This is a genomic window from Dactylosporangium darangshiense (assembly GCF_039537565.1).
In the GTDB taxonomy this organism is placed as follows: Bacteria; Actinomycetota; Actinomycetes; order Mycobacteriales; family Micromonosporaceae; genus Dactylosporangium; species Dactylosporangium darangshiense.
Genome location: NZ_BAABAT010000035.1, coordinates 14,161 through 32,718, shown reverse-complemented (window position 1 = coordinate 32,718; position 18,558 = coordinate 14,161). Strand labels below are relative to the sequence as shown.

General features: G+C 72.2%; 18 protein-coding genes. 10 read left to right on the top strand and 8 right to left on the bottom strand.

What is annotated here, in order from left to right:
• Positions 1-6: 6 nt before the first annotated feature.
• Complete coding sequence (locus ABD901_RS41700) at positions 7-1,005, top strand: C40 family peptidase (RefSeq protein ID WP_345136242.1); 999 nt, start codon at positions 7-9, stop codon at positions 1,003-1,005.
• Here ABD901_RS41700 and ABD901_RS41695 read toward each other — a convergent pair.
• A complete protein-coding gene (locus ABD901_RS41695) occupies positions 1,002-1,565 on the bottom strand; it encodes a TetR family transcriptional regulator (RefSeq protein ID WP_345136239.1) in 564 nt (187 codons plus the stop codon). The two genes, ABD901_RS41700 and ABD901_RS41695, sit on opposite strands and share 4 nt — an antisense overlap.
• A gap of 86 nt (positions 1,566-1,651) precedes the next feature.
• Here ABD901_RS41695 and ABD901_RS41690 point away from each other — a divergent pair, with 86 nt between their 5' ends.
• Entirely contained in the window at positions 1,652-2,548 is an 897-nt protein-coding gene (locus ABD901_RS41690; protein ID WP_345136236.1) for an SDR family oxidoreductase, read from the top strand.
• On the opposite strand, the gene ABD901_RS41685 is transcribed toward ABD901_RS41690, so the two are convergent.
• Positions 2,537-3,529 carry a protein kinase family protein gene (locus tag ABD901_RS41685; protein WP_345136234.1) on the bottom strand — a complete coding sequence of 331 codons (993 nt, stop codon included), beginning with the start codon at positions 3,527-3,529 and terminating at the stop codon, positions 2,537-2,539. The genes ABD901_RS41690 and ABD901_RS41685 overlap by 12 nt on opposite strands.
• A gap of 40 nt (positions 3,530-3,569) precedes the next feature.
• Between ABD901_RS41685 and ABD901_RS41680 the strand changes: the two genes are divergently transcribed.
• Positions 3,570-4,082: a hypothetical protein gene (locus ABD901_RS41680; RefSeq protein WP_345136232.1), complete on the top strand. Its 513-nt coding sequence runs from the start codon at positions 3,570-3,572 to the stop codon at positions 4,080-4,082.
• 41 nt (positions 4,083-4,123) lie between these two features.
• The gene (locus tag ABD901_RS41675; protein ID WP_345136230.1) at positions 4,124-5,005 is read left to right on the top strand and encodes a class I SAM-dependent methyltransferase; all 882 of its coding nucleotides are present in this window, start codon (positions 4,124-4,126) and stop codon (positions 5,003-5,005) included.
• On the opposite strand, the gene ABD901_RS41670 is transcribed toward ABD901_RS41675, so the two are convergent.
• Positions 4,958-5,623, bottom strand: a complete 666-nt coding sequence (locus tag ABD901_RS41670) for a hypothetical protein (RefSeq protein ID WP_345136228.1) — start codon at positions 5,621-5,623, stop codon at positions 4,958-4,960. The two genes, ABD901_RS41675 and ABD901_RS41670, sit on opposite strands and share 48 nt — an antisense overlap.
• 192 nt (positions 5,624-5,815) lie before the next feature.
• The gene (locus tag ABD901_RS41665; RefSeq protein ID WP_345136226.1) at positions 5,816-7,093 is read right to left on the bottom strand and encodes a YbiU family protein; all 1,278 of its coding nucleotides are present in this window, start codon (positions 7,091-7,093) and stop codon (positions 5,816-5,818) included.
• 91 nt (positions 7,094-7,184) lie between these two features.
• Here ABD901_RS41665 and ABD901_RS41660 point away from each other — a divergent pair, with 91 nt between their 5' ends.
• The gene (locus ABD901_RS41660) at positions 7,185-8,267 is read left to right on the top strand and encodes an ROK family transcriptional regulator (protein ID WP_345136225.1); all 1,083 of its coding nucleotides are present in this window, start codon (positions 7,185-7,187) and stop codon (positions 8,265-8,267) included.
• Here ABD901_RS41660 and ABD901_RS41655 read toward each other — a convergent pair.
• Positions 8,262-9,107 carry an alpha/beta fold hydrolase gene (locus ABD901_RS41655; protein ID WP_345136223.1) on the bottom strand — a complete coding sequence of 282 codons (846 nt, stop codon included), beginning with the start codon at positions 9,105-9,107 and terminating at the stop codon, positions 8,262-8,264. The genes ABD901_RS41660 and ABD901_RS41655 overlap by 6 nt on opposite strands.
• 32 nt (positions 9,108-9,139) lie before the next feature.
• Between ABD901_RS41655 and ABD901_RS41650 the strand changes: the two genes are divergently transcribed.
• The 4 genes from ABD901_RS41650 to ABD901_RS41635 all read left to right on the top strand — a co-directional run bounded on the left by ABD901_RS41650 (position 9,140) and on the right by ABD901_RS41635 (position 12,617).
• Entirely contained in the window at positions 9,140-9,337 is a 198-nt protein-coding gene (locus ABD901_RS41650; RefSeq protein WP_345136221.1) for an alpha-amylase family glycosyl hydrolase, read from the top strand.
• Positions 9,338-9,399: 62 nt separating this feature from the next.
• Positions 9,400-10,323 (top strand): alpha-amylase family glycosyl hydrolase, encoded by a 924-nt coding sequence (locus ABD901_RS41645; protein ID WP_345136220.1) that lies wholly within the window; start codon positions 9,400-9,402, stop codon positions 10,321-10,323.
• Positions 10,324-10,414: 91 nt separating this feature from the next.
• On the top strand, positions 10,415-10,774 hold the full coding sequence (locus ABD901_RS41640) for a helix-turn-helix domain-containing protein (protein ID WP_345136219.1): 360 nt from the start codon (positions 10,415-10,417) through the stop codon (positions 10,772-10,774).
• 91 nt (positions 10,775-10,865) lie between these two features.
• Positions 10,866-12,617 (top strand): hypothetical protein, encoded by a 1,752-nt coding sequence (locus ABD901_RS41635; RefSeq protein ID WP_345136218.1) that lies wholly within the window; start codon positions 10,866-10,868, stop codon positions 12,615-12,617.
• 503 nt (positions 12,618-13,120) lie between these two features.
• On the opposite strand, the gene ABD901_RS41630 is transcribed toward ABD901_RS41635, so the two are convergent.
• Entirely contained in the window at positions 13,121-14,044 is a 924-nt protein-coding gene (locus tag ABD901_RS41630; RefSeq protein WP_345136216.1) for a LysR family transcriptional regulator, read from the bottom strand.
• A gap of 84 nt (positions 14,045-14,128) precedes the next feature.
• Here ABD901_RS41630 and ABD901_RS41625 point away from each other — a divergent pair, with 84 nt between their 5' ends.
• Positions 14,129-15,457 (top strand): MFS transporter, encoded by a 1,329-nt coding sequence (locus ABD901_RS41625; protein ID WP_345136214.1) that lies wholly within the window; start codon positions 14,129-14,131, stop codon positions 15,455-15,457.
• Positions 15,458-15,615: 158 nt separating this feature from the next.
• Here ABD901_RS41625 and ABD901_RS41620 read toward each other — a convergent pair whose 3' ends face one another.
• Complete coding sequence (locus ABD901_RS41620; protein WP_345136213.1) at positions 15,616-16,194, bottom strand: hypothetical protein; 579 nt, start codon at positions 16,192-16,194, stop codon at positions 15,616-15,618.
• Positions 16,195-16,739: 545 nt separating this feature from the next.
• The gene (locus ABD901_RS41615; protein WP_345136211.1) at positions 16,740-18,554 is read right to left on the bottom strand and encodes an FtsX-like permease family protein; all 1,815 of its coding nucleotides are present in this window, start codon (positions 18,552-18,554) and stop codon (positions 16,740-16,742) included.
• Positions 18,555-18,558 lie beyond the last annotated feature (4 nt).

Genomic DNA, 18,558 nt, shown 5'->3' with positions numbered 1-18,558 from the left:
TCTGCCGTGTTCAACGGACGAACGGCGCTGCGCTCCGCGATCGTCGGGGCGGTGGTCGCGGCCATGGTCGCGCCCGCATGTGCCGCGCAGGCCGATCCGAGCCCCGAAGAGATCCAGGCCCAGATCGACAAGGGCAACAAACAAGTTGAGCTCGTCGTCGAGCAGTACAACAAGGTCACCGGCGACCTCGCCGCGACGCAGGCGTCGCTGACGTCGCTGGAGGCGGACCTGGTGCCGCTGCAGTCGCGGATGGACGCGGCGCACGCCGACGCCAACGCGGTCGCCGTCAGCGCCTACAAGACCGGCGGCAGCCTCGGCACGTGGTCGCTGATGCTCGGCGCCGCCGACTCCGGCAGCTTCGTGGACCGGGTCGGCACGCTGGAGCAGATCTCGCGCAGCCAGCAGGCGGACCTGGCGGCGTACGGCAAGGCGAAGGACGCCTTCGACACCGAGAAGCGCCGCCTCAACGAGGTCCTCGCCGCGCAGAGCCGGCAGAAGGCGGACCTCGAGACCCGCAAGAAGCAGATCGAGGGCGACATCGCCCGGCTCGACGAGATGCAGCGCAAGGCCGACGAGGCGGCGGCCGCCGCGGCCGCGGCGGCGAAGAAGCCGGCGCCGACGACCAACCCGGTGTCGAACCCCGGTCCGCCGCCGAAGGTCAACGGCGCGGCGGGCAAGGCCGTCAGCTACGCCTGGGCACAGCTGGGCAAGCGCTACGTCTGGGGCGCCGCCGGGCCCGACACCTTCGACTGCTCCGGGCTGACCATGATGGCGTGGAAGGCGGCCGGCGTCACGCTGCCGCACAACGCCGCCCAGCAGTACCAGAAGGTGCGCCACATCTCCCGCAGCCAGCTCCAGCCCGGGGACCTGGTGTTCTACAACGGCCTCGGGCACGTCGGCATCTACATCGGCAACAACCAGATCATCCACGCGCCGAACAGCCGCACAGTGGTCAAGGTCTCGCCGATCGATATCGACACGCTCTACGGATACGGCCGCCCTTAGGCGGTTAGGGCACGCAGCTCGGCCAGCACGTCCGTCTCGATGGCTTCGAGGGGGCGCTCCTCGCCCTCGCGGATCCAACGGGCGAACGAGATCGCGAACACGGTCATGCCGGTCTGCGCGGCCAGGTCGGCCGTGAGGTCGCCGACGCCCCGCGCACGCAGGGCGTCGGCGAGCGTCGCGCCGAGGGTGGCGAGCTTGTGTAGCTCGCGCTCCTGCAGGGCCGGGTTCCGGTCGATGATCGTCTGGCGGGTGCGCGAGTGCGGGCGCTGCTCGTCGGTGAAGAAGTCCGCGCCGGAGCGCAGCGCCGCCGCGACGATCTCGATCGGGGCGGCGTCCGGCGGTGCGGCCTGCACACCCTCCACGAACGCCTGCACGAGCCGCTCCTGGCCGTGGAAGAGGACCTCGCGCTTGTCCGTGAAGTGGCGGAAGAAGGTGCGCTCCGTCAGCCCGACCGACTGCGCGATCTCCGCCGCCGTCGTCTGCTCGAAGCCGCGGGCGGCGAACAGCGCGAGCGCGGCCCGCTGCAGCCGCTGCGGGGCTCCCGGTTCCCATCGCACCACGCGCTCCAGTGTAGTGATGGCAGCGGCTGACATTACGGGCTACGGTATGTCTGTCACTGACATCAACACTTCGAGGAGTGCACGTCATGCACGTATTCGTCACCGGGGCCTCCGGCTGGATCGGCTCCGCCGTCGTCGACGACCTGCTCGCCGCCGGCCACGAGGTCACGGGCCTGGCCCGCTCCGACGCCTCGGCCGCGGCCCTCGAGGTCAAGGGCGTCCGCGTCCGCCGCGGCGACCTCGACGACCTGGGCGGCATCCGCGCCGGCGCGGATGACGCCGAGGCCGTCATCCACCTGGCCAACAAGCACGACTTTGCCAACCCGGCCAACTCCAACGCGGCCGAGCGGGCCGCGGTGCAGACCATCGGCGACACCCTCGCCGGCAGCGGCCGGCGGTTCCTGCTCGCCTCCGGTCTCATGACCGTCGCGCAGGGCCGGCCCGCCACCGAGGCCGACGCTTCGCCGTTCCACGGGCCGGACACGCCGCGCGGCGGCAGCGAGAACCTCGCGCTGGAGTTCGTCGAGCGCGACGTGCACACCGTCAGCCTGCGCTTCGCGCCGACCGTGCACGGCATGGGCGACCACGGGTTCGTCGCGGTCATCGCCGCGGCCGCCCGCGACAAGGGCGTCTCCGGCTACCCCGGCGACGGCACCACCGGCTGGGCGGCCGTGCACCGCACCGACGCCGCCCGCATGGTCACCCTGGCCCTCGCGAAGGCGCCCGCGGGCACCCGCCTGCACGCCGTGGCCGAGACGAGCGTGCCGACCCGTGCGATCGCCGAGGCCCTCGGCCGCGCGCTCGAGCTGCCCGTCGCAGCCGTCGACCCCGACCGGGTCCAGGAGCACTTCGGCTGGATGGGCATGTTCTTCGCCCGCGACCTGCCGGCGACGAGCGCGGCAACGCGGGAGCTGCTCGGCTGGGAGCCGTCCGGGCCGACCCTCATCGAGGACATCGACGCGGGCGCCTACTCAAAGTCCTGACCACCGCGCGTGGACGTCGCCGCCGAACAGCTGCCAGTAGAAGTCGTTCATCCGGGCCGCGGCCGGCGCGTGCCGGGCCAGGATGGCGGCGATGTGCGGCGGCACGCCCGGCGGGACGCCGCCGCCGGCACACCGCCGCACGAAGGCGTTGCGCTCGGCCGGCGACGTCGGCGCGCCGCACACGGCGGTGACGAGCCAGTTCACCAGCTGCATGGCCGCATAGCCGGCGTCGTGTTCCATATGGTGTACCGCAAAAGCCCGCTCCGCCGCCGAAAGCTCGAACCGCGGCGAGGTGGCCAGCCCGAAGTCGGTGAGGTAGAGCCGTTCGCCGTCGGCGCGCAGGTTGCCGAGGTGCCCGTCCATGTGCAGCAGCTCGCGGCGGCGCAGGAACCCGACCACCTCGAACATCTGGTGCTCGGCCCGCTCGGCCTGACCGACCGGGTCCTCGGCCAGCCGGGCCGCGAGGTCGTGCGGGAGGTACTCGCCGAAGAGCACCAGGCTGGAGCGCGCCGCGGCGAGCTCGACCAGCCGGGTGCGCACCGCCGCGTCGCCGCCGAGCCGCGCGACGGCGGCGTCAATGTCGCGGTGCTCGTCGGCGATCGGCGCCCGGCCGGGTAGCACGCGCCAGTGGTACAGCAGCGGGAACGACGCCGCCTCGCCGGCCAGCACGCCCTCGGTCACGACGAGGTTCGCGGCCAGCTCCCGCCACGCCCCGAAGCCCGGCCCGCCGATGCCGTACTGGCAGTAGGCGGGCAGCCCGTACAGGTCGGCGGTGCTGTGCGGCCGGTCCAGCTCGCGCTGCGTGATCGGGACCCGCTTGGCGAACACCGGCACCCCGCCGGCGTCGATGACCGCGGAGTCGCCGCCAACGCCCACGGGCCCGGCGGGCGCGGCCGCCATCATCGCCGCGAGCTCGTCGTCGCTGCGGGCCGCGAGCCACCCGGAGGCGCGGTCATGGCGGTCCCGCCGGGCATCGATCATCAAGCCCATCATGCCAGCCCGGCGCGCTATCGTTCGGTGCGTGCGGACCACCGACCTGCGGCTGCTCCCCGACGGCCGGTCCATCCGGGTGGTACTGCGCCTCGGCGGGATGTCCATGCTGGCGACACGCGTCGCGAGCGGGTCGGACGAGGATGCGATCGCGGACCGGTGGGAGTCCGGCACGTCGCTGCCGGCCATGGCGGCCGAGTTCCCGGCGTTCGGCTCGGTCGAGCTCGCCGAGGCCCGCGAGCGCGGCGACATCACCGAGTACCAATGGCGGGACTACTACGAGAACCCGGGCCGCTGGTGGTACCTGGAGCGGATGCGCACCCTGATCGACGCGGCGTTCGCCGAGCCGCGCCTGCGCGCAGTGCAGCCGTCGCTCATCAGCCACTACACGGTGCTGCGCCTGCACCTGCCCGGCGGGAGCAGGCCGTCGGCGCAGCGCGTCGCCGATGACTCCTACCTGGTGCGGACCGCCGACCGCCGGGAGGTCGGCACCGGCGACGGCCCGCGCGCCGTCGAACTGCTCCTGCGTGTGCTCGGGTCCTGATATTGCCGGCGATCTTGCGCCGCGGCTGGTAGTTTTCCGCGGTGATTCAGGGCTGGCGGTGGGACAGCACGCTGTTCGCGGGGACCGCGGACTACTACATGCAGGGGCGTTTGCCCTATGCGCCGGGCTTCGCCGAGATCCTCGCCGAGGCGCTCGGGCTCGACGGGCGCGGGCGGCTGCTCGACGTCGGCTGCGGGCCGGGCAACGTGGCCCTTGCGCTCGCGCCGTGGTTCGCCGAGGTCGTGGGGCTCGACCCGGACGAGGAAATGCTGGCCGAGGCGGCGCGGCAGGCCGAGCGGCGCGGAGTCGGCAACGCGGGCTGGGTCCGGGCCCGGGCCGAGGACCTGCCCGCCGGGCTGGGCGGGTTCCGGGCGGTGACCTTCGCCAACTCGTTCCACTGGATGGATCGCGACCGGGTTGCCGCGACCGTCATGGGAATGCTCGAGCCGGGCGGCGCCTTCGTCCACCTGGCCGAGCAGCACGACGCGCCCGCGCCGGCGACGGCGCTGCCGCGGCCCGCGCCGCCCCGCGAGCGGATCGCCGGCCTCGTCCGCGCGTACCTCGGGCCGCAGCGCCGCGCCGGGCAGGGTGTGATCGCCGGCGGCGAGACGCCCAGCGGGGAGAACGAGGTGCTCGCGCGGGCCGGGTTCGTGGGGTTCGAGCGGCACCTGGTCGCGGGCGGGCAGGTCCTCGAGCGCAGCGCCGACGACGTCGTGGCGTGGACGCTCTCGCACTCCGGCTCCGCGCCGCACCTGTTCGGGGACCGGTTCGGCGACTTCGAGCGGGACCTGCGCGCGCTGCTGCGCGAGGAGGCGCCGGACGATCGCTTCGCCGAGCACCTGCCGCCGACGGAGATCCGGACGTGGCGGCGGCCGTCAGCCGATCGTCAGGCCGAGGGCGACGAGGATGGCGGCCAGCACTAGGAGTACCACAGCGATGAGAACCCATCGCGGGCGCTGAACCGGCACGACCACCGGGACCGGCGCGGGCGCCGGCTCCGGGACCAGGATCACGGGCGGCGGCGCGGGCGCCGGAACCGCAGGCGGCGCGGGCGCCGGAACGACGGCCGGCGTCGGTGCCGCGACCGCAGGCGGTGTCGGCGCCGCGACCGCAGGCGGCGGTGCGGCGGCGCGGTCGGCGGCCTCGGCGCGCGCGATGAGCTTCGCGATCCGGGCGCTCGCCGTGCGCAGCCGGTCGGCCTCCTTCGACGTCAGCTTGCGGCCCGCGACGAGCGCGCACGCGCGGGCCACGGCGACGACGAGCGCCTGGTCGGTGACCAGGCCGCGGTGGCCGGCGAACAGGGCCGAGACGGTCTTGTGGTCGACGGCGAGCCCCGGCGCCAGGCGGCGGGCGCGGATGACGTCGGCGAGATGGCGGCGGATGCCCTGCGTGCGGTTCTTCGGACCGGTGCGGCCCCGCTTGCGGCCCGTGCGCCGCTCCGAGCGGCGCGCGGCGCGGGCGGCCGCCGCGGTCAGCGCCGCGACCAGGGACTCGACGGCCTCGTCGACCGCCTGCCACCACGGCGTCACTGCATCCGCCAAAACCCGCCCCGTCCTCGCGCCCGGAGGCGATTCTGCCGTGGCGCCGGCGGCGCCGCTCGGCGGGGGCCGCGCGGGCGTCAGATCGTCGCGAGGTCCAGGCCGCGGCGGCCGGTCTCGTTGAGGTCGGCGAGGCGGAAGCGGTCCGGTCTGCCGTGGCGCCGGCGGCGCCGCTCGGCGGGGGCCGCGCGGGCGTCAGATCGTCGCGAGGTCCAGGCCGCGGCGGCCGGTCTCGTTGAGGTCGGCGAGGCGGAAGCGGTCCGGCCACTCGCGCTCGTAGTGCTCCTCGGGGAAGTCGGCGGGGCTGGAGCCGGTCTCGAACGCCTCGCGCACCTTGGCCGCATAACGTTCGTTGCGGGGGCACCAGGGAGCGGCGGGGATGTACATGACGTTGCCCCAGCCGCGCTGGTCCCGCACCGGCGCCACGCTGTGGATCATGTCGCAGTGCCACCAGACCGAGTCGCCGGCCCGGACGTCGGGGATGCCGGCCTGCGCGCGCATGAGCAGCGGGTGCCAGCGTTCATTGGCCGGGAACACCTGGTTGACGGTGACGCCGCACATCTCGTCGTCGGGGACGTCGGCGAGCAGGGGGCGCAGCATGAGGTACGCCATGGCGGCCGGGATCGGCACCGTGTGGAGCACGCCCTGGTCGTGGTCCATGTCCGACAGCGCCGTCCAGCCCTGGAAGGTGCGGAAGGCCGAGCACATGGTGGTGCCGGGGTACTGCGGCCCGTCGGTGCGGTAGGCGGCGTCCCACGGGTCGTACTGCTCGACGCTGCCGTCGAAGAGGTGCCGGAACGCCCGCTGGTACGCCTGGGTCATCCACAGGTCGAGCGTGCCCGGGTCGAGATGGGTGCCCAGCCCGGCGGAGTCGGCGCCCTCGGGCCGGCGGCGGATGCGGTCCGGGTAGAGCGAGTCGCGGTCCGGGTCGAACCACCGCACGCCCTCCGAGTCGTACTTCCACTGCCGGTTCAGCAGCGACTGCACCCGGGCCATGCGCTCGCTCTGCCGGGCCTGCATCTGGGCCGGCGACCAGTAGATCGGGTAGATCTCGGGCTTGGAGCCCACGGTGCCGAAGAAGTCGTCGCCGGGCCCGCGGTACGTCTCGAAGAACCGGTTGCCCTCGACGTACTCGACGATGTTGCGGTCCCAGCCCAGCGCCTGTTCCCGCTCGAAGTGCCCGCGCACCACGAGGCAGCCGCGCCGCCGCAGCAGGTCGAGCTGCTCGGCCGGGACGGTGCCGGCCTCGATGTCGGCGTAGTCGATGACCGGCCACACCGGCTCCCCGCGCTCGAGCGCCGCCTCGACCTGCTCGACCTCGGCCTCGATGCGCCGCTCGACGACGGCGAAGACCTCCTCGACGGTGCGCCCGGACGCGGCGATGCGCGCCCGGATGGCGGCCTTGATCTCGCGGACGGCGCCCGGCAGGTCGGCCGGCGTCTCCTCCCAGTGCGGCAGGGCGGGTGCGGACACGGCGCGACTCCTTCTAGTTAGGACTCCTTATTTGAATCGACGGTACCCCGGGCGCCGACTTCTAGGCAAGAGTCCTGACTAGAATCGGCACATGGACGCCGCGCACCCCTCACTCGAGCTGCTCCGGTCCCTGACCGACGAGCACGTGCTGCGCGCCCTCATGCGCCACCGCCGCCTGACCCGGGCCGAGCTGGCGGCGCAGATCGGCATCTCGAAGCCGACCGCGGGGGAGAGCGTGCGCCGCCTCGCCGAGCGCGGCCTGGTCGCCGACACCGGCGAGCGGACGCCGGGCGGGCGGGGACGGGGCCGGGTCGGCTCGTACTACGCGCTCTCCGGCGCCGCCGGCACCGCCCTGGCGGTCTCGATCGCGCCGCAGGGCGTGGTGGGGGAGATCGTGGATGCGTACGGGGAGACGGCGGCCCGGGCCGAGCGCGCCGTCGGCCGCCCCGCCGCCCCCGCCGACGTCGCGGCCGCGCTGAGCGGCGTGTGCGAGGAGATCACTGGTTCGCCGGGCGCGCCCCGCCTCGCGGTGGTCTCCGCGGCCGACCCGGTCGACCGCGCCACCGGCCGGCTCGTGCACCTGCCCGACGCGCCGTTCCTGGTCGGCGAGCTCGACCCGGTCGCCGTCCTCGCGCCGCACGTGGCCGGGCCGGTGACCGTCGACAACGACGTGAACTGGGCCGCCCGTGCCGAGCGGGAGCACGCCGGTGACGACTTCGCCTACCTGTACCTGGGCGAGGGCCTCGGCTGCGCCGTGGTCGCCGACGGCGAGGTCGTCCGCGGGCGCAACGGCCTGGCGGGGGAGATCGCGCACCTGGTCACCGTCGGCCCGCAGGGCCGGGCGATGCCGCTGATCGAGGCGATCGGCCGCCTGGGCGTGCGCCTGCCCGGCTCGACCGCGATCGACGCCGAGGCGCTGCTGGCCGCCGACCGCCGGGCCGTCGCCGTCGCGGTGGCCGGCGTCGTCGCGGCGATCGTCGCGCTCACCGATCCCGGGCTCGTCGTCATCGGCGGGACGTGGGGTCCGGCGCTGCTCGGCGCCGTGGACGGGGCGGTTTCGCAGCTCGCTCGTGCGGTACCGCTGAAGGCTGCCGCCGTGACGAACGAGCCCGCGCTGACGGGCGCCCGCCTTGCGGCGGTGGCCCGCCTGCGCGAGGCGATCGTGGCGTTATGACGGGAGTTGCTGGGCCGGAGCGTCCAGGAAGGCCAGCGTGACGGCGGCGAGCAGCGGCGAGCTGAAGATGCTGTAGTGGGTCAGGCCCGGCAGGATGGCGAGCGCGTGCCCGCCCTTGGGCCGCCCTTCGTTCATCCAGCCGCCGTCGCGCAGCCCGCCGTCGAGCAGCTCGAACACCTCGACGTAGTGGCTGGGCGGCGCCATGTCGGCGTCGGCGGCCACGAACATGGTCGGCACCTGCAGCCCGCGGATCTGCTCGGTGACGTCGAAGTCCTGCTCCATGAACGCCCCGATCTTGTCCAGCAGCCGCGGGAAGTCCTCCGGCCGGGGCGCGACCCGCTGGTACAGCTGGTACATCGGCGTGTCCTTCATGAACTCCGCCGCGGCGGCGCTCACCTGCCCCTGCTGCGCCCGCATTTCGGCATAGATGGCATCGGTACGCGCATGCGCCGACACCGCCACCAGCTTCTCGACCACCTCCGGATGGTCGATTGCGGCCCGCAGCGCGACGCCGCCCCCGAGCGAGTAGCCGACCAGCGCGGCCTTGCCCAGCCCGAGGAACTCGACGAGCGCCGCGATGTCTGCGGCCATCATGCCGAGGTCGAGCGGCCGGTCGACGTCGGCGGTCCGCCCGTGCCCCTGCAGGTCGACGGCGATCACCTGGTGGCGTTCGGCGAGCGCGGGGATCACGGGCCCGAACATCTCGCCGGAGCCGAGACCTCCGTGGAGGAGCACGAGCGGGCTGCCCTCGCCGTGCGTCTCGTAGTAGAGATTGATGCCGTTTACGTCGGCGTACTGCCCCACGCCCTTGGCGTCGGAGCCCCAGTCGTCAGCGGTCATGGGACGACCTTACGGCGTGCCGAGCGGAGGCGTTGTGGCTCGGGCCGATCCATCCCGGCCCGTGCCGCGACGTCAACGTGCGCAACCGCGAGGTCCGCAACGAGATCGCCAAGATCGTCGCCTTCTGGGAGCGGCTCGGCGTGAGCGGCTTCCGGGTCGACGCCGCGCCGTTCATCATCGAGCGACGGCGCCCGGCAGCGATCCCCGCGACCGCGACTACGGCTTCCTGACCGAGCTGCGCGAGCAGACGTCGTGGCGTCGCGGCGGCGCCGTCTTCCTCGCCGAGGCGAACGTGCCCTCCGACGAGGTGCGGCTGTTCTTCGGCGACGCCGACGGCGCGGCGAACCGGCTGCAGATACTGTTCGCGTTCCGGCTCAACGAGGCCCTCATGCTGGGCCTGGCCCGCCAGGACCCGGCGCCGGTCGTGGAGGCGCTGCAGACGCTGCCGGCGCTGCCCCGGCACGGGCAGTGGGCCACGTTCCTGCGCAACCACGACGAGGTAGATCTGTCCGGGCTCAGCATCGCCGAGCGCGACGCGGTGTTCGCCGCGTTCGGCCCCGAGCGCCGCCAGCAGCTGTATCGCCGGGGCGTCCGGCGGCGGCCGGCGTCGATGCTCGGCGACGAGCGGCGGCTGCGGATGGCCTACAGCCTGCAGTTCACGATGCCGGGCACCCCGGTGCTGCGCTACGGCGACGAGATCGGCATGGGCGAGGACCTGAGCCTGCCGGAGCGCGACGCGATCCGCACCCCGATGCAGTGGTCGGCGACGGCGAACGCCGGCTTCTCCAACGCCGACCCGGACGCCCTGATCCGGCCCCTTGTCGCCGACGGCCAGTACGCCTACGAGCGCGTCAACGTCACCGACCAGCGCCCCGACCCCGACTCGCTGCTGCTGCTGTGGTTCGAGCGCGTCCTGCACACCCTGCGCGAGTGCGCGGAGATCGGCGTGGGCGACCACGAGGTCGTGCCCGTCGGGCCTGCCTCGGTGCTCGCGCATCGCGCGCAGGCGCCGGGCGGGTCGATCGTCTTCCTGCACAACCTGGCCGACGAGCCGGTGCGGGTGTGCCTGCCGCCGGAGCTCGACCACGACGACCACCCGGTGGAGGTGTTCAGCGACCGCGAGTACCAGTGCTGCGATCTGCGCGACCTGGAGCTCGACGGATACGGATACCGCTGGATCCGGCTGCGGCGAAGCCACGACCGCGGCATGCGCTAGTGCCTCGACACGACGTTGATCGGGTAATCCATCGGTCCTGGTGCTGAGTCGGGCAGGCTGTCTCCAACGGTTGCGGTGCTGGAGGTGGTCGATGGGGCGCAAGCCCGACGTGTTCGTCCGGGACGTATCGATGGCGGAGGGGCAGAAGCTGCAGCGGATCACCCGCACGGCGAAGGACCCGGTGAAGCTGCGGCGGGCGATCGTGGTGCTGATGTCCGCGCAGGGCAGCCAGCGGGTTGACATCGCGCGTCTGCTCAAGGTCTCCGACGACTATGTCCGCGACGTGATCCATGCGCTCAACGAGCGGGGGTTCGCGGCGCTGGACCCAAAATGGAGCGGGGGTCCACCCAAGAAGGTGGATGAGGCGACCCGGACGAAGATCCGGGCCATCGCCTGGTGCGACCCCCGTTTCCGCACGTGCAGGAGGCGGAAACCGGGTTCCCAGCGGTGATCCGCGGTGGCCGGCCCCGGGAGAGCCGCGGTCCGGGTTTGACCCGGCGACGACCACGATCGGGCAGCGGCGGGCGGCGAAGGCGGCGGAATTGCGCGCGCTGGGCGTGGAGCAGCTGCGGCTGCTCGGGTTCGCCGGGGTGAGCGAGCGGACGCTGCGCCGGCTGGTCGACGACTGCCGCCGGTTCGGAGTGGCAGGGTGCATCGTGGGGCGGTGGGTTCGCCGGCGGGGTCCGCGGCCGAGCATGACGGAACAGCTTCGCGAGGCGATCTGGGCGGTCCGCCAGGAGACGCTGCACCGGTCGCGGGTGAGCATGAAGACCCGGGAGCGGATGATCCACCAGTACGTACGGGAACGGTTCGGCCAGGATGTGGCGGTGCCGTCCTACGAGACGCTGCGCACGGTGTGGGCGGAGTGGTTCGGGCCGGGCGGCGCCCGGCAGCGATATGCGCGCAGCGCCGCGCGGGTCCAGGCCACGGGGGAGCATGTGGTGGTGCACCGGCCGGGGCAGGTCGTGGCGCTGGACACGACGGTGCTGCCGGTGAAGGTCCGCGAGACGGTGTTCGGCGAGCCGGTGTCGGTGCATCTGACGTTGGCGTTGGACGTCTACACGCATTCGCCGGTGGCGTTCCGGCTGACGCCGGTGTCGGACACGTCGGTCGACGTGGCGATGCTGCTGCGGGACGTGATGATGCCATTGCCACTGCGCCCGGAGTGGGGCGAGGACATGGAGTCGCCGTATCCGGGGGTGCCGGCCGCGGTGGTGGCCGAGTTCGCCGGGCATCGGGTGGCCGGGCTGCCGTTCTTCACCCCGGAGACGATCACCACCGATCACGGCGCGGTCTACAAAAACCACCACCTGGTCGAGGTGCAGCGGGTGATCGGGGCGAACATCCTGCAGGCCCGAGTGCTGCGCCCGACCGACAAGCAGGCGGTGGAGCGGGCGTTCGGCGGCATCCCGTCGTTGCTGTCGGAGTTCCTGCTCGGCTACCAGGGCGTCGACGTGGCGGACCGCGGCGCGGACCCGGCGGCGGATGCGACGCTGACCATCGGGGCGATGGAGCAGTTGCTGGCGACCTGGGTGGTGCAGATCTGGCAGAACCGCAGGTTGGGCGAGCACGCCCCGTGCTGGGATCCGACCGGCGACCATAGCCCGAACACGCTGTTCGCCGCGGCGATGGCCCAGGGCGGGTTCGCGCTGCAGATCCCGGCGCCGGAGCTCTACTACGAGTTGCTGCCGGCGCATCATGTGGCGATCCACGGTCGGCGCGGGGTGAAGATCCGCGGGCTGTGGTACGACGGCCCGGCTTTGGACGCCTACCGCGAGCAGCGCTCGGCGAAGGGCGGCCGGTACGCGGGCCGGTGGGTGATCCGCCGTGATCCACGCGACGCCCGGATCGTGTTCTTCCAGGACCCGAACACGCACGACTGGCACCAGCTGCGCTGGACCGGGCTGCCGCCGCAGGACGAGGTGCCCTCGTTCAGCGACGCCCGGGTCAGCGAGCTGCTCGCCGCGGCCCGGCACCGCGGGCTGCGACCCCGCTCGGACGCCGAGCTGCTGCTCGGTGCGCTCACCGACGGCCCGGACGGACGCCGCTGGGCCGCACACTTCATCCGTGCCGAGGCACACTGCTCGCCCGGGCTAGTGGCCGCCATCGCACCGCACATCGCCCGTTACCGGTCCCGACCGCCTGGCACCCGACGGACCGTCAGCCCCAAGCACCCGGCGAGCGCCCGCCTTCACCAGTTGCCCCGGCCACGGCGACCGGCGCCGGGGCTGCCGGGGCCACCGGTCGGCATACTGCCGCTGAGCCCCAGACGCCACCCTCGCCGACACGCTTGACCTGCCGGCGAACCGCAACCGGCTCGTCGACTACCAGCACCGCCGCGCCGCCCTGGCCGGCTGGCGCATTCCCGCTGAGGACTGGCAGACCATCACCGCACACGTTCACCGCGGCCGCCACACCGACCTCGGCGAGCGTAAACACAACACGGCCTCCGCCCTGGTGTGGACCACCGTCACCAGCGGCGAACACCTCTTCGCCCCGCACCGGGCCTCACCGCCCGGCTTTCGGCCCGGCAGCACCGACGACCGCGGGCTGAGCATCGACCGCGCCTGGTACCGCGCCCGCACCAACCAGCCCGGACGGCACTACCCCCACCTCAGCCAGCTCCTAGACGAACTCGCCCGCCCAGCAGATCGACCACACTCGACCCCGCCGCACACCCCCGTGAGCTTCAGCCGTAGGGCGTAGCACGACGACGATGCGTAGTCCGTCGAGTTGACGAAGCCTGCCGCCAAGGGGCGCCCCAGACTGGGCGCGCCGAAGCGAGGAGGCAGGCTGGTTAGCCGTGGTGGGGGCGAAGTCCGATTTCGGTGAGCCGTCGACCGCGGCGGCGCAGCAACGCTTGGAAGGAAGCTGCGAGAGCCGATGGTGGCTGGTCGAGCCAGCAGGCTCCGATGTGCCTGACTGCCTCGGGGTCGGTGATCGGGATCTCGGCGCATCCGGGCGCGCCGTGGGGGTCGCGTGGTGCCAAGCACACGCCCAGTCCGGCGGAGACGAGTCCGCGCAGGGTGGCGAGGTCGTCGCCCGCGAACCCGATCATCGGGCTGAAGCCGGCGGTGGCGGCGAGGTCGTCCAGGTAGGTGCGCATGCCATAGCCGGGTTTCATGCAGATGAAGGTCTCGGAGGCGGTCTCTTCGAAGGCGACCTTGGGTCGGGTGGCGAGGCGGTGGCCGTGCGGGACGACGAGCACGAGGGGTTGCGTGTGGAGGCGCAGTGTGGTCAGGCCGGGGCGCTCCGCCAGGGGCGAGACGAAGGCGATCTCAGCGGTTCCCTCGTCCAGGGTGGCCAGGCAGCGTGGACGCGAGGTCTGGATCAGCTCGAAGGTGGCGCCGGGATGTTCTTGCAGGAAGGTCTTCACCAGGGCCGGCACGACTCGCTCACCCAGGGTGCTTTGGAAGGCCAGGGTGATGGTGCCACGGGCGCCGGCCTCACGGGAGCGGACGGCCTCGACACCGGCGCCGGCTGCGGCGATGGCCGCCGCGGCGTGCGGGACCAGCGCCTCGCCGGCAGGGGTGAGCCGCAGGGCGCGGCCGTGGCGTTCGACGACGGGCACGCCGAGTTCCTTGCCGAGCCGGGTCAGGGTCCGGCTCACGGTCGACTGGGGTATCTGGAGGATGTCGGCGGCCGCGGTGGTCTGGCCGGTCTCGGCCAGCGCGACGAGAACCGGCAGCATCGGCAGCACCTGACGGGTCGTGACATCCACGCTCTCATCGTATCCACACGCGCATAGGTCAGCCGCTTCCTATGCATTGGACGCGCTTGTTGCGTCCCGCTTAGCGTGGCCGGGATGAGTGATACGAGTCGCGACGTTGCGGTGGGCGGTCACGCCAAGGGCAGTTCGTCGTACCGGTGTGTGCTGATCGCGCTCGGCGTGGTGGGGATGACGACGTTCGCCCAGTTGTACTATCCCCAAGCGCTGATTCCGGCGATCAGCCGCGATCTCGATGTGACTGCCGCGGACGCGGCGCTGACCATCTCGGGGGCGACCATCGGCCTCGCGGGGGCGGTGCTGGGATGGTCGTGGGTGGCCGACCGGTTCGGGCGGGCGCCGGTGATGAAGATCGCCATCGTCGCCTCGGTCGTCCTCGGCCTGCTGGTTCCGTTCGCGCCGTCGTTCGAGGTGCTCATCGTCGTTCGCGTCCTGCAGGGCGTGGCCCTGGGTGGGACCCCGGCGTTGGCGCTGACCTATCTGGCCGAGGAGGTCGACCGGCGTGATGCGATGGCGGCGGCGGGAACCTACATCTCCGGCACGGTGATCGGCGGGCTTGCCGGACGGCTGGTTGCCGCGCCCGTAGCCGATCTCACCGACTGGCGTACCGGCGCCCTCGTCGTGGGGGTCCTGTCGACGGTCGGGGCCTTGCTCGCCGTCCTGCTCCTGCCTGCCGAGCGGCACGCTCACCGGCACGCGAAGACGCAGCACGGCTCCCTGTGGCGCGGCCCGCTGTGGACCGGTCTGATCGCCAACCTGAAGAACCCGGCCCTGGTGATCCTCTACGCCCAGGCTTGCTTGCTGATGGGCGCCCACGTGGCGATCTACAACTACCTGGGCTACCGGCTCGAGCAACAGCCCTTCGGGCTGCCGCCCGCGGTGACCGCGTTGATCTTCCTGGCCGGGCTTTCCGGCGCCGTGTCGGCCCGGGTCGCGGGCCGGCTGGCATCGAGGTACGGGCGGCGACCCGTGCTGATGTGGTCCTCGGCGACCATGGCCGCAGGCGCGGCGTTGACGATCCCCGACCGGCTCCCCACGGTCCTGTTCGGGCTGCTGGTCTTCAGCACCGCGTACTTCTCGGCGCACTCGATCGCCTCGGGCTGGGTCGGCCCGACCGCGACGACCGGCACCGCGCAAGCCACCTCGCTGTACACGCTGTTCTACTACGCCGGCTCCAGCCTCTTCGGCTGGATCGGCGGACTGGCGTTCACCCTCGGCTGGGCCGGCACCGCGACCATGGCGATCGCGATCGTGCTGACCGCGTTCGCGTGCGTCTGCACGACCCTGCTCGGGCGTCGGCGACTGCTCGGGTCGGGCCCAGACGACGACCCCGCGCTACGGACTACCCAGCCTCGCGCGAGCGTCCGAGATTCGCGTCCAGGTGTCGCGGCCGCGTCCCAGCAGTAGCCCGGCAAGCCAACTTCGCGATGTGCGTCGATCCCGCGGGCCGATCAGGGCAAGACCTGCTGGGTGCCGTGGTCGAAACGGCCGCGAGCGGCTTCCTCTTCGTCGGTCCGTACCCGATGCAGATAGGCACGATGGTCGCTGGCAACCTCTTCGGCCCACTAGGTCGCGCGGAAGTCCTGCCGGATGAGGGTCTTGCCGTTCGGCAAGGGATACTCGCAGCGACCCAAGACTGCGAACCCCGCATCCGACATCACTGAGTCCAGCGTCTCGGGGTCGATGTCCGATGACACCGACGCGAGAGCGTCGAACGACGACGCATAGTCCGTCGAGCTGACGAAGCCCGCCGCGTCGTTGCGCTGGATCACGCACGACAGCACCCCGATGGAGCCGGCATTTGCGGCAGCGAAGGCGGCGAACTCTTCGGCGCCCACGTACTCGATGATGAGGTTGGCGATGAGCAGATCGACGCGCTCGATCGTCACGGAACGGTCGATGCTCGTCTCGACCAGGTGGAGGCGATGCCCGAGGCCGTCGCGATACCGGGCCTCGCAGGCAGCAAGATAGTCGGCGTTGATGTCGTACCCGTACACGACATCCGTGCTCTCCGGGTTGATGAGGTCGAGTCCGTTGCCTCCCGCGACCCCCAGCACCCCAATGGCACGAGACGGATACGCCGCGAGCTGTTCCGCGGTGATGTCGCGGAGCCGCTGAACCTGCCCGACCCGCACATCACTCATGTGCTGCTCATACACATCGAGGTCAATCCCACGCCAAGGACACGAGCACGTCGCCGAGCTCGGCGTGTTCGAGGGCTTCGAGGAAGACATCGACGCTGCCGTAGTGGCGAGCCGGCTATACCCAGCCAGCGATGTGCGAGCCAGCCTACACGGGGCTCGCGTTCACCGCGCTCACGCTATTTGCCGCCACCGCCAACGGGTGTGAGGGGACGCGGTAGTTGGAACCGTGAGGGTGCGGTGGCCTGGCGGTTCGGGCCTCGCAGGACACGCTGGTTGGAGCCGAATGATCATGCTTCTTACGACCTGTGGTGAATTGCCGTCCTTGTTGGAACCAGTTCAAGAGGGCCGACGTCTCCTGGATGGCCCGCGGAGCAGTCCGGACAGAGCGCGCACCCCAGAAGGTAAATGTGAAGCGATTCCCGGCAAAGAGGCATCTCGTTCGGCTGGAGGTCCCCACAGTTCTCCAGTCGAGGAACCATCAGCTCACTACCCTCACAACCACGCGCCTGACCAGCGAAGAAAGCGAACCGCTGCTGGAGTACCAGTCAGTCGGCCTCGAGCATCACCGCTACCGGACGGCGCGCGGCAAGGCGCGAGGGCACCGCGGTGAGCCCGATGACCACGAGCAACGTTCCCAGCAGGACGGCGAGCAGCTGCCACAGCGGCGGGATCACGTTCCGCCCCTCAGCCAACTGGTGGTACGTCGTGACACCCAGCGGAATGCCGAGGGCGGCGCCGGCCAGCGCGGGGAGCACCTGAGCCGTCGACAGGCCCGCCGCGACTTGCTGCGGGGTCGCGCCCAGCGCCCGCGCCAGCGCCGAGGGACGGCGCGCGTCGGCCACCGTGGCCCAGGTGATGAAGACTGTGTTGGTTGCGGCGAGCACGACCAGCAGTACGGTGAGGGCTGCCGTGAGCTCGCTGAGCCGGCTGATCCGCAGGTTGTTCAACCCGGAGTCGGTGCCGGCGTTGTAGGCGCGGTCGGCCAGCATTGCGACGATCCCGGTGACCGTGACGGCGATACTGAGTGTGGTGAGGACAGCGCGGCGCGGTCGTCGCGCGAGCAGTCGCAGGCCGAGCAGGAGCGGGACCGGTAGCCGTGCCGACAGGGCGATCACCCAGGCCCGGCGCCGTGGCGCGCGGGCCGCGTCGTTCAGCGCGCTGACCGTGCTGGTGCGGGCGGCTCGGACGGCGGGGCCGAGGGTGGCGCCGAAGGCCACGGCCAGCGCCATGGCCACCACGACCAGGACCGTGGATGCGGTCAGCGCGGGCGCGCCCGGCGTGCCGACCAGGCCGGAGCCAACAGTGCTGAACGGTTGCGCGGCGAGCCAACCGAGCAGCAGTCCCGCTCCGGCTGCCAACACCGCCAGGACCAGGTGCTCGGCCAGGAGCACTGCGGCGATCAGCCCGGGCGTGCCGCCGACCGCCTTGAGAAGTCCGACCCGCCTGGTCTGCTCCGCCATTCGGCGGCCGACCAGGACCGTCATGCCCGCGGCCGCGAGCAGGCTGAGCAGCCCGCCGCCGAACTCGACCGCGACCTGTTCGAGCATGACCACCGAGTTGTCCTCGTTGCGGATGCTCTGCCACCCGTACAGGAACGGCTCGCCGCTGCCGGTGGGGCGGTGCGCGGCGACGAACGCCGAGGCGTCGGCCGGGTCCGTCAGGCGTAGACCGAGGACGTACGAGAGCGGGTTGTCCGGCGTGGCAAGGCTGGTGACGTCTGGTCGAGCGAGCCAGACCAGGCCCATCTCGGGTGCGCCCCGTTGCCCTGGGACGTCCATCGAGGGGGGCAGGGAGCAGATCAGATGGCACAGGCTGCTGGGGTAGACGGGGATGCCGGCGGTGACCGCGATCCCGGCTACCCGCTGTGGTCGGCCGCCCACGGTGATCTGGTCCCCGACGTGGATGCCGAGGGCGTCTGCCAGACCGCGCTCGACTACGACCCCTCCGGCGCCTACCCAGCTGCCCTGTGTCACGCTCGGCTGGTCGATCGCGGTCGGCGACTGGTCCCGTCCTACTGCGGTCACGTCCACGGTGTGGCCGCCCGCCTGGATCACTGTGTAGGCGAGGGGGTAGGGGCCGCTGTGGCCGGTCGTCCCGGGGGCGTCGGCCAGCTGGTCGAGCCGGGTGGGGTCGGCGGACTGGCCGCTCATCCATTTGGGCGAGATGACCGCCAGCACGTCCGGGCCGGCCGTTGCCTCCCTGGTCTGCTGGTAGGGGTTGTCGGTCACCCCGTTCAGCGCGAGGCCCACGGTCAGCGTGGCGGCGCAGACCGCGATCACCAGCAGCACCATGAGCGCCTCACCCGGGTGCCGTCGCAGGTCGCGGGCGGCGAGGCGGCTGATCAACAGGAAGCGGCTCACGGCC

Coding starts and splice junctions, on each gene's coding strand:
- ABD901_RS41625 (WP_345136214.1), top strand. CDS start 14,129: ATGAGTGATACGAGTCGCGACGTTGCGGTGGGCGGTCACGCCAAGGGC.
- ABD901_RS41655 (WP_345136223.1), bottom strand. CDS start 9,107: ATGACCGCTGACGACTGGGGCTCCGACGCCAAGGGCGTGGGGCAGTAC.
- ABD901_RS41640 (WP_345136219.1), top strand. CDS start 10,415: ATGGGGCGCAAGCCCGACGTGTTCGTCCGGGACGTATCGATGGCGGAG.
- ABD901_RS41685 (WP_345136234.1), bottom strand. CDS start 3,529: ATGATCGATGCCCGGCGGGACCGCCATGACCGCGCCTCCGGGTGGCTC.
- ABD901_RS41620 (WP_345136213.1), bottom strand. CDS start 16,194: ATGAGTGATGTGCGGGTCGGGCAGGTTCAGCGGCTCCGCGACATCACC.
- ABD901_RS41660 (WP_345136225.1), top strand. CDS start 7,185: ATGGACGCCGCGCACCCCTCACTCGAGCTGCTCCGGTCCCTGACCGAC.
- ABD901_RS41690 (WP_345136236.1), top strand. CDS start 1,652: ATGCACGTATTCGTCACCGGGGCCTCCGGCTGGATCGGCTCCGCCGTC.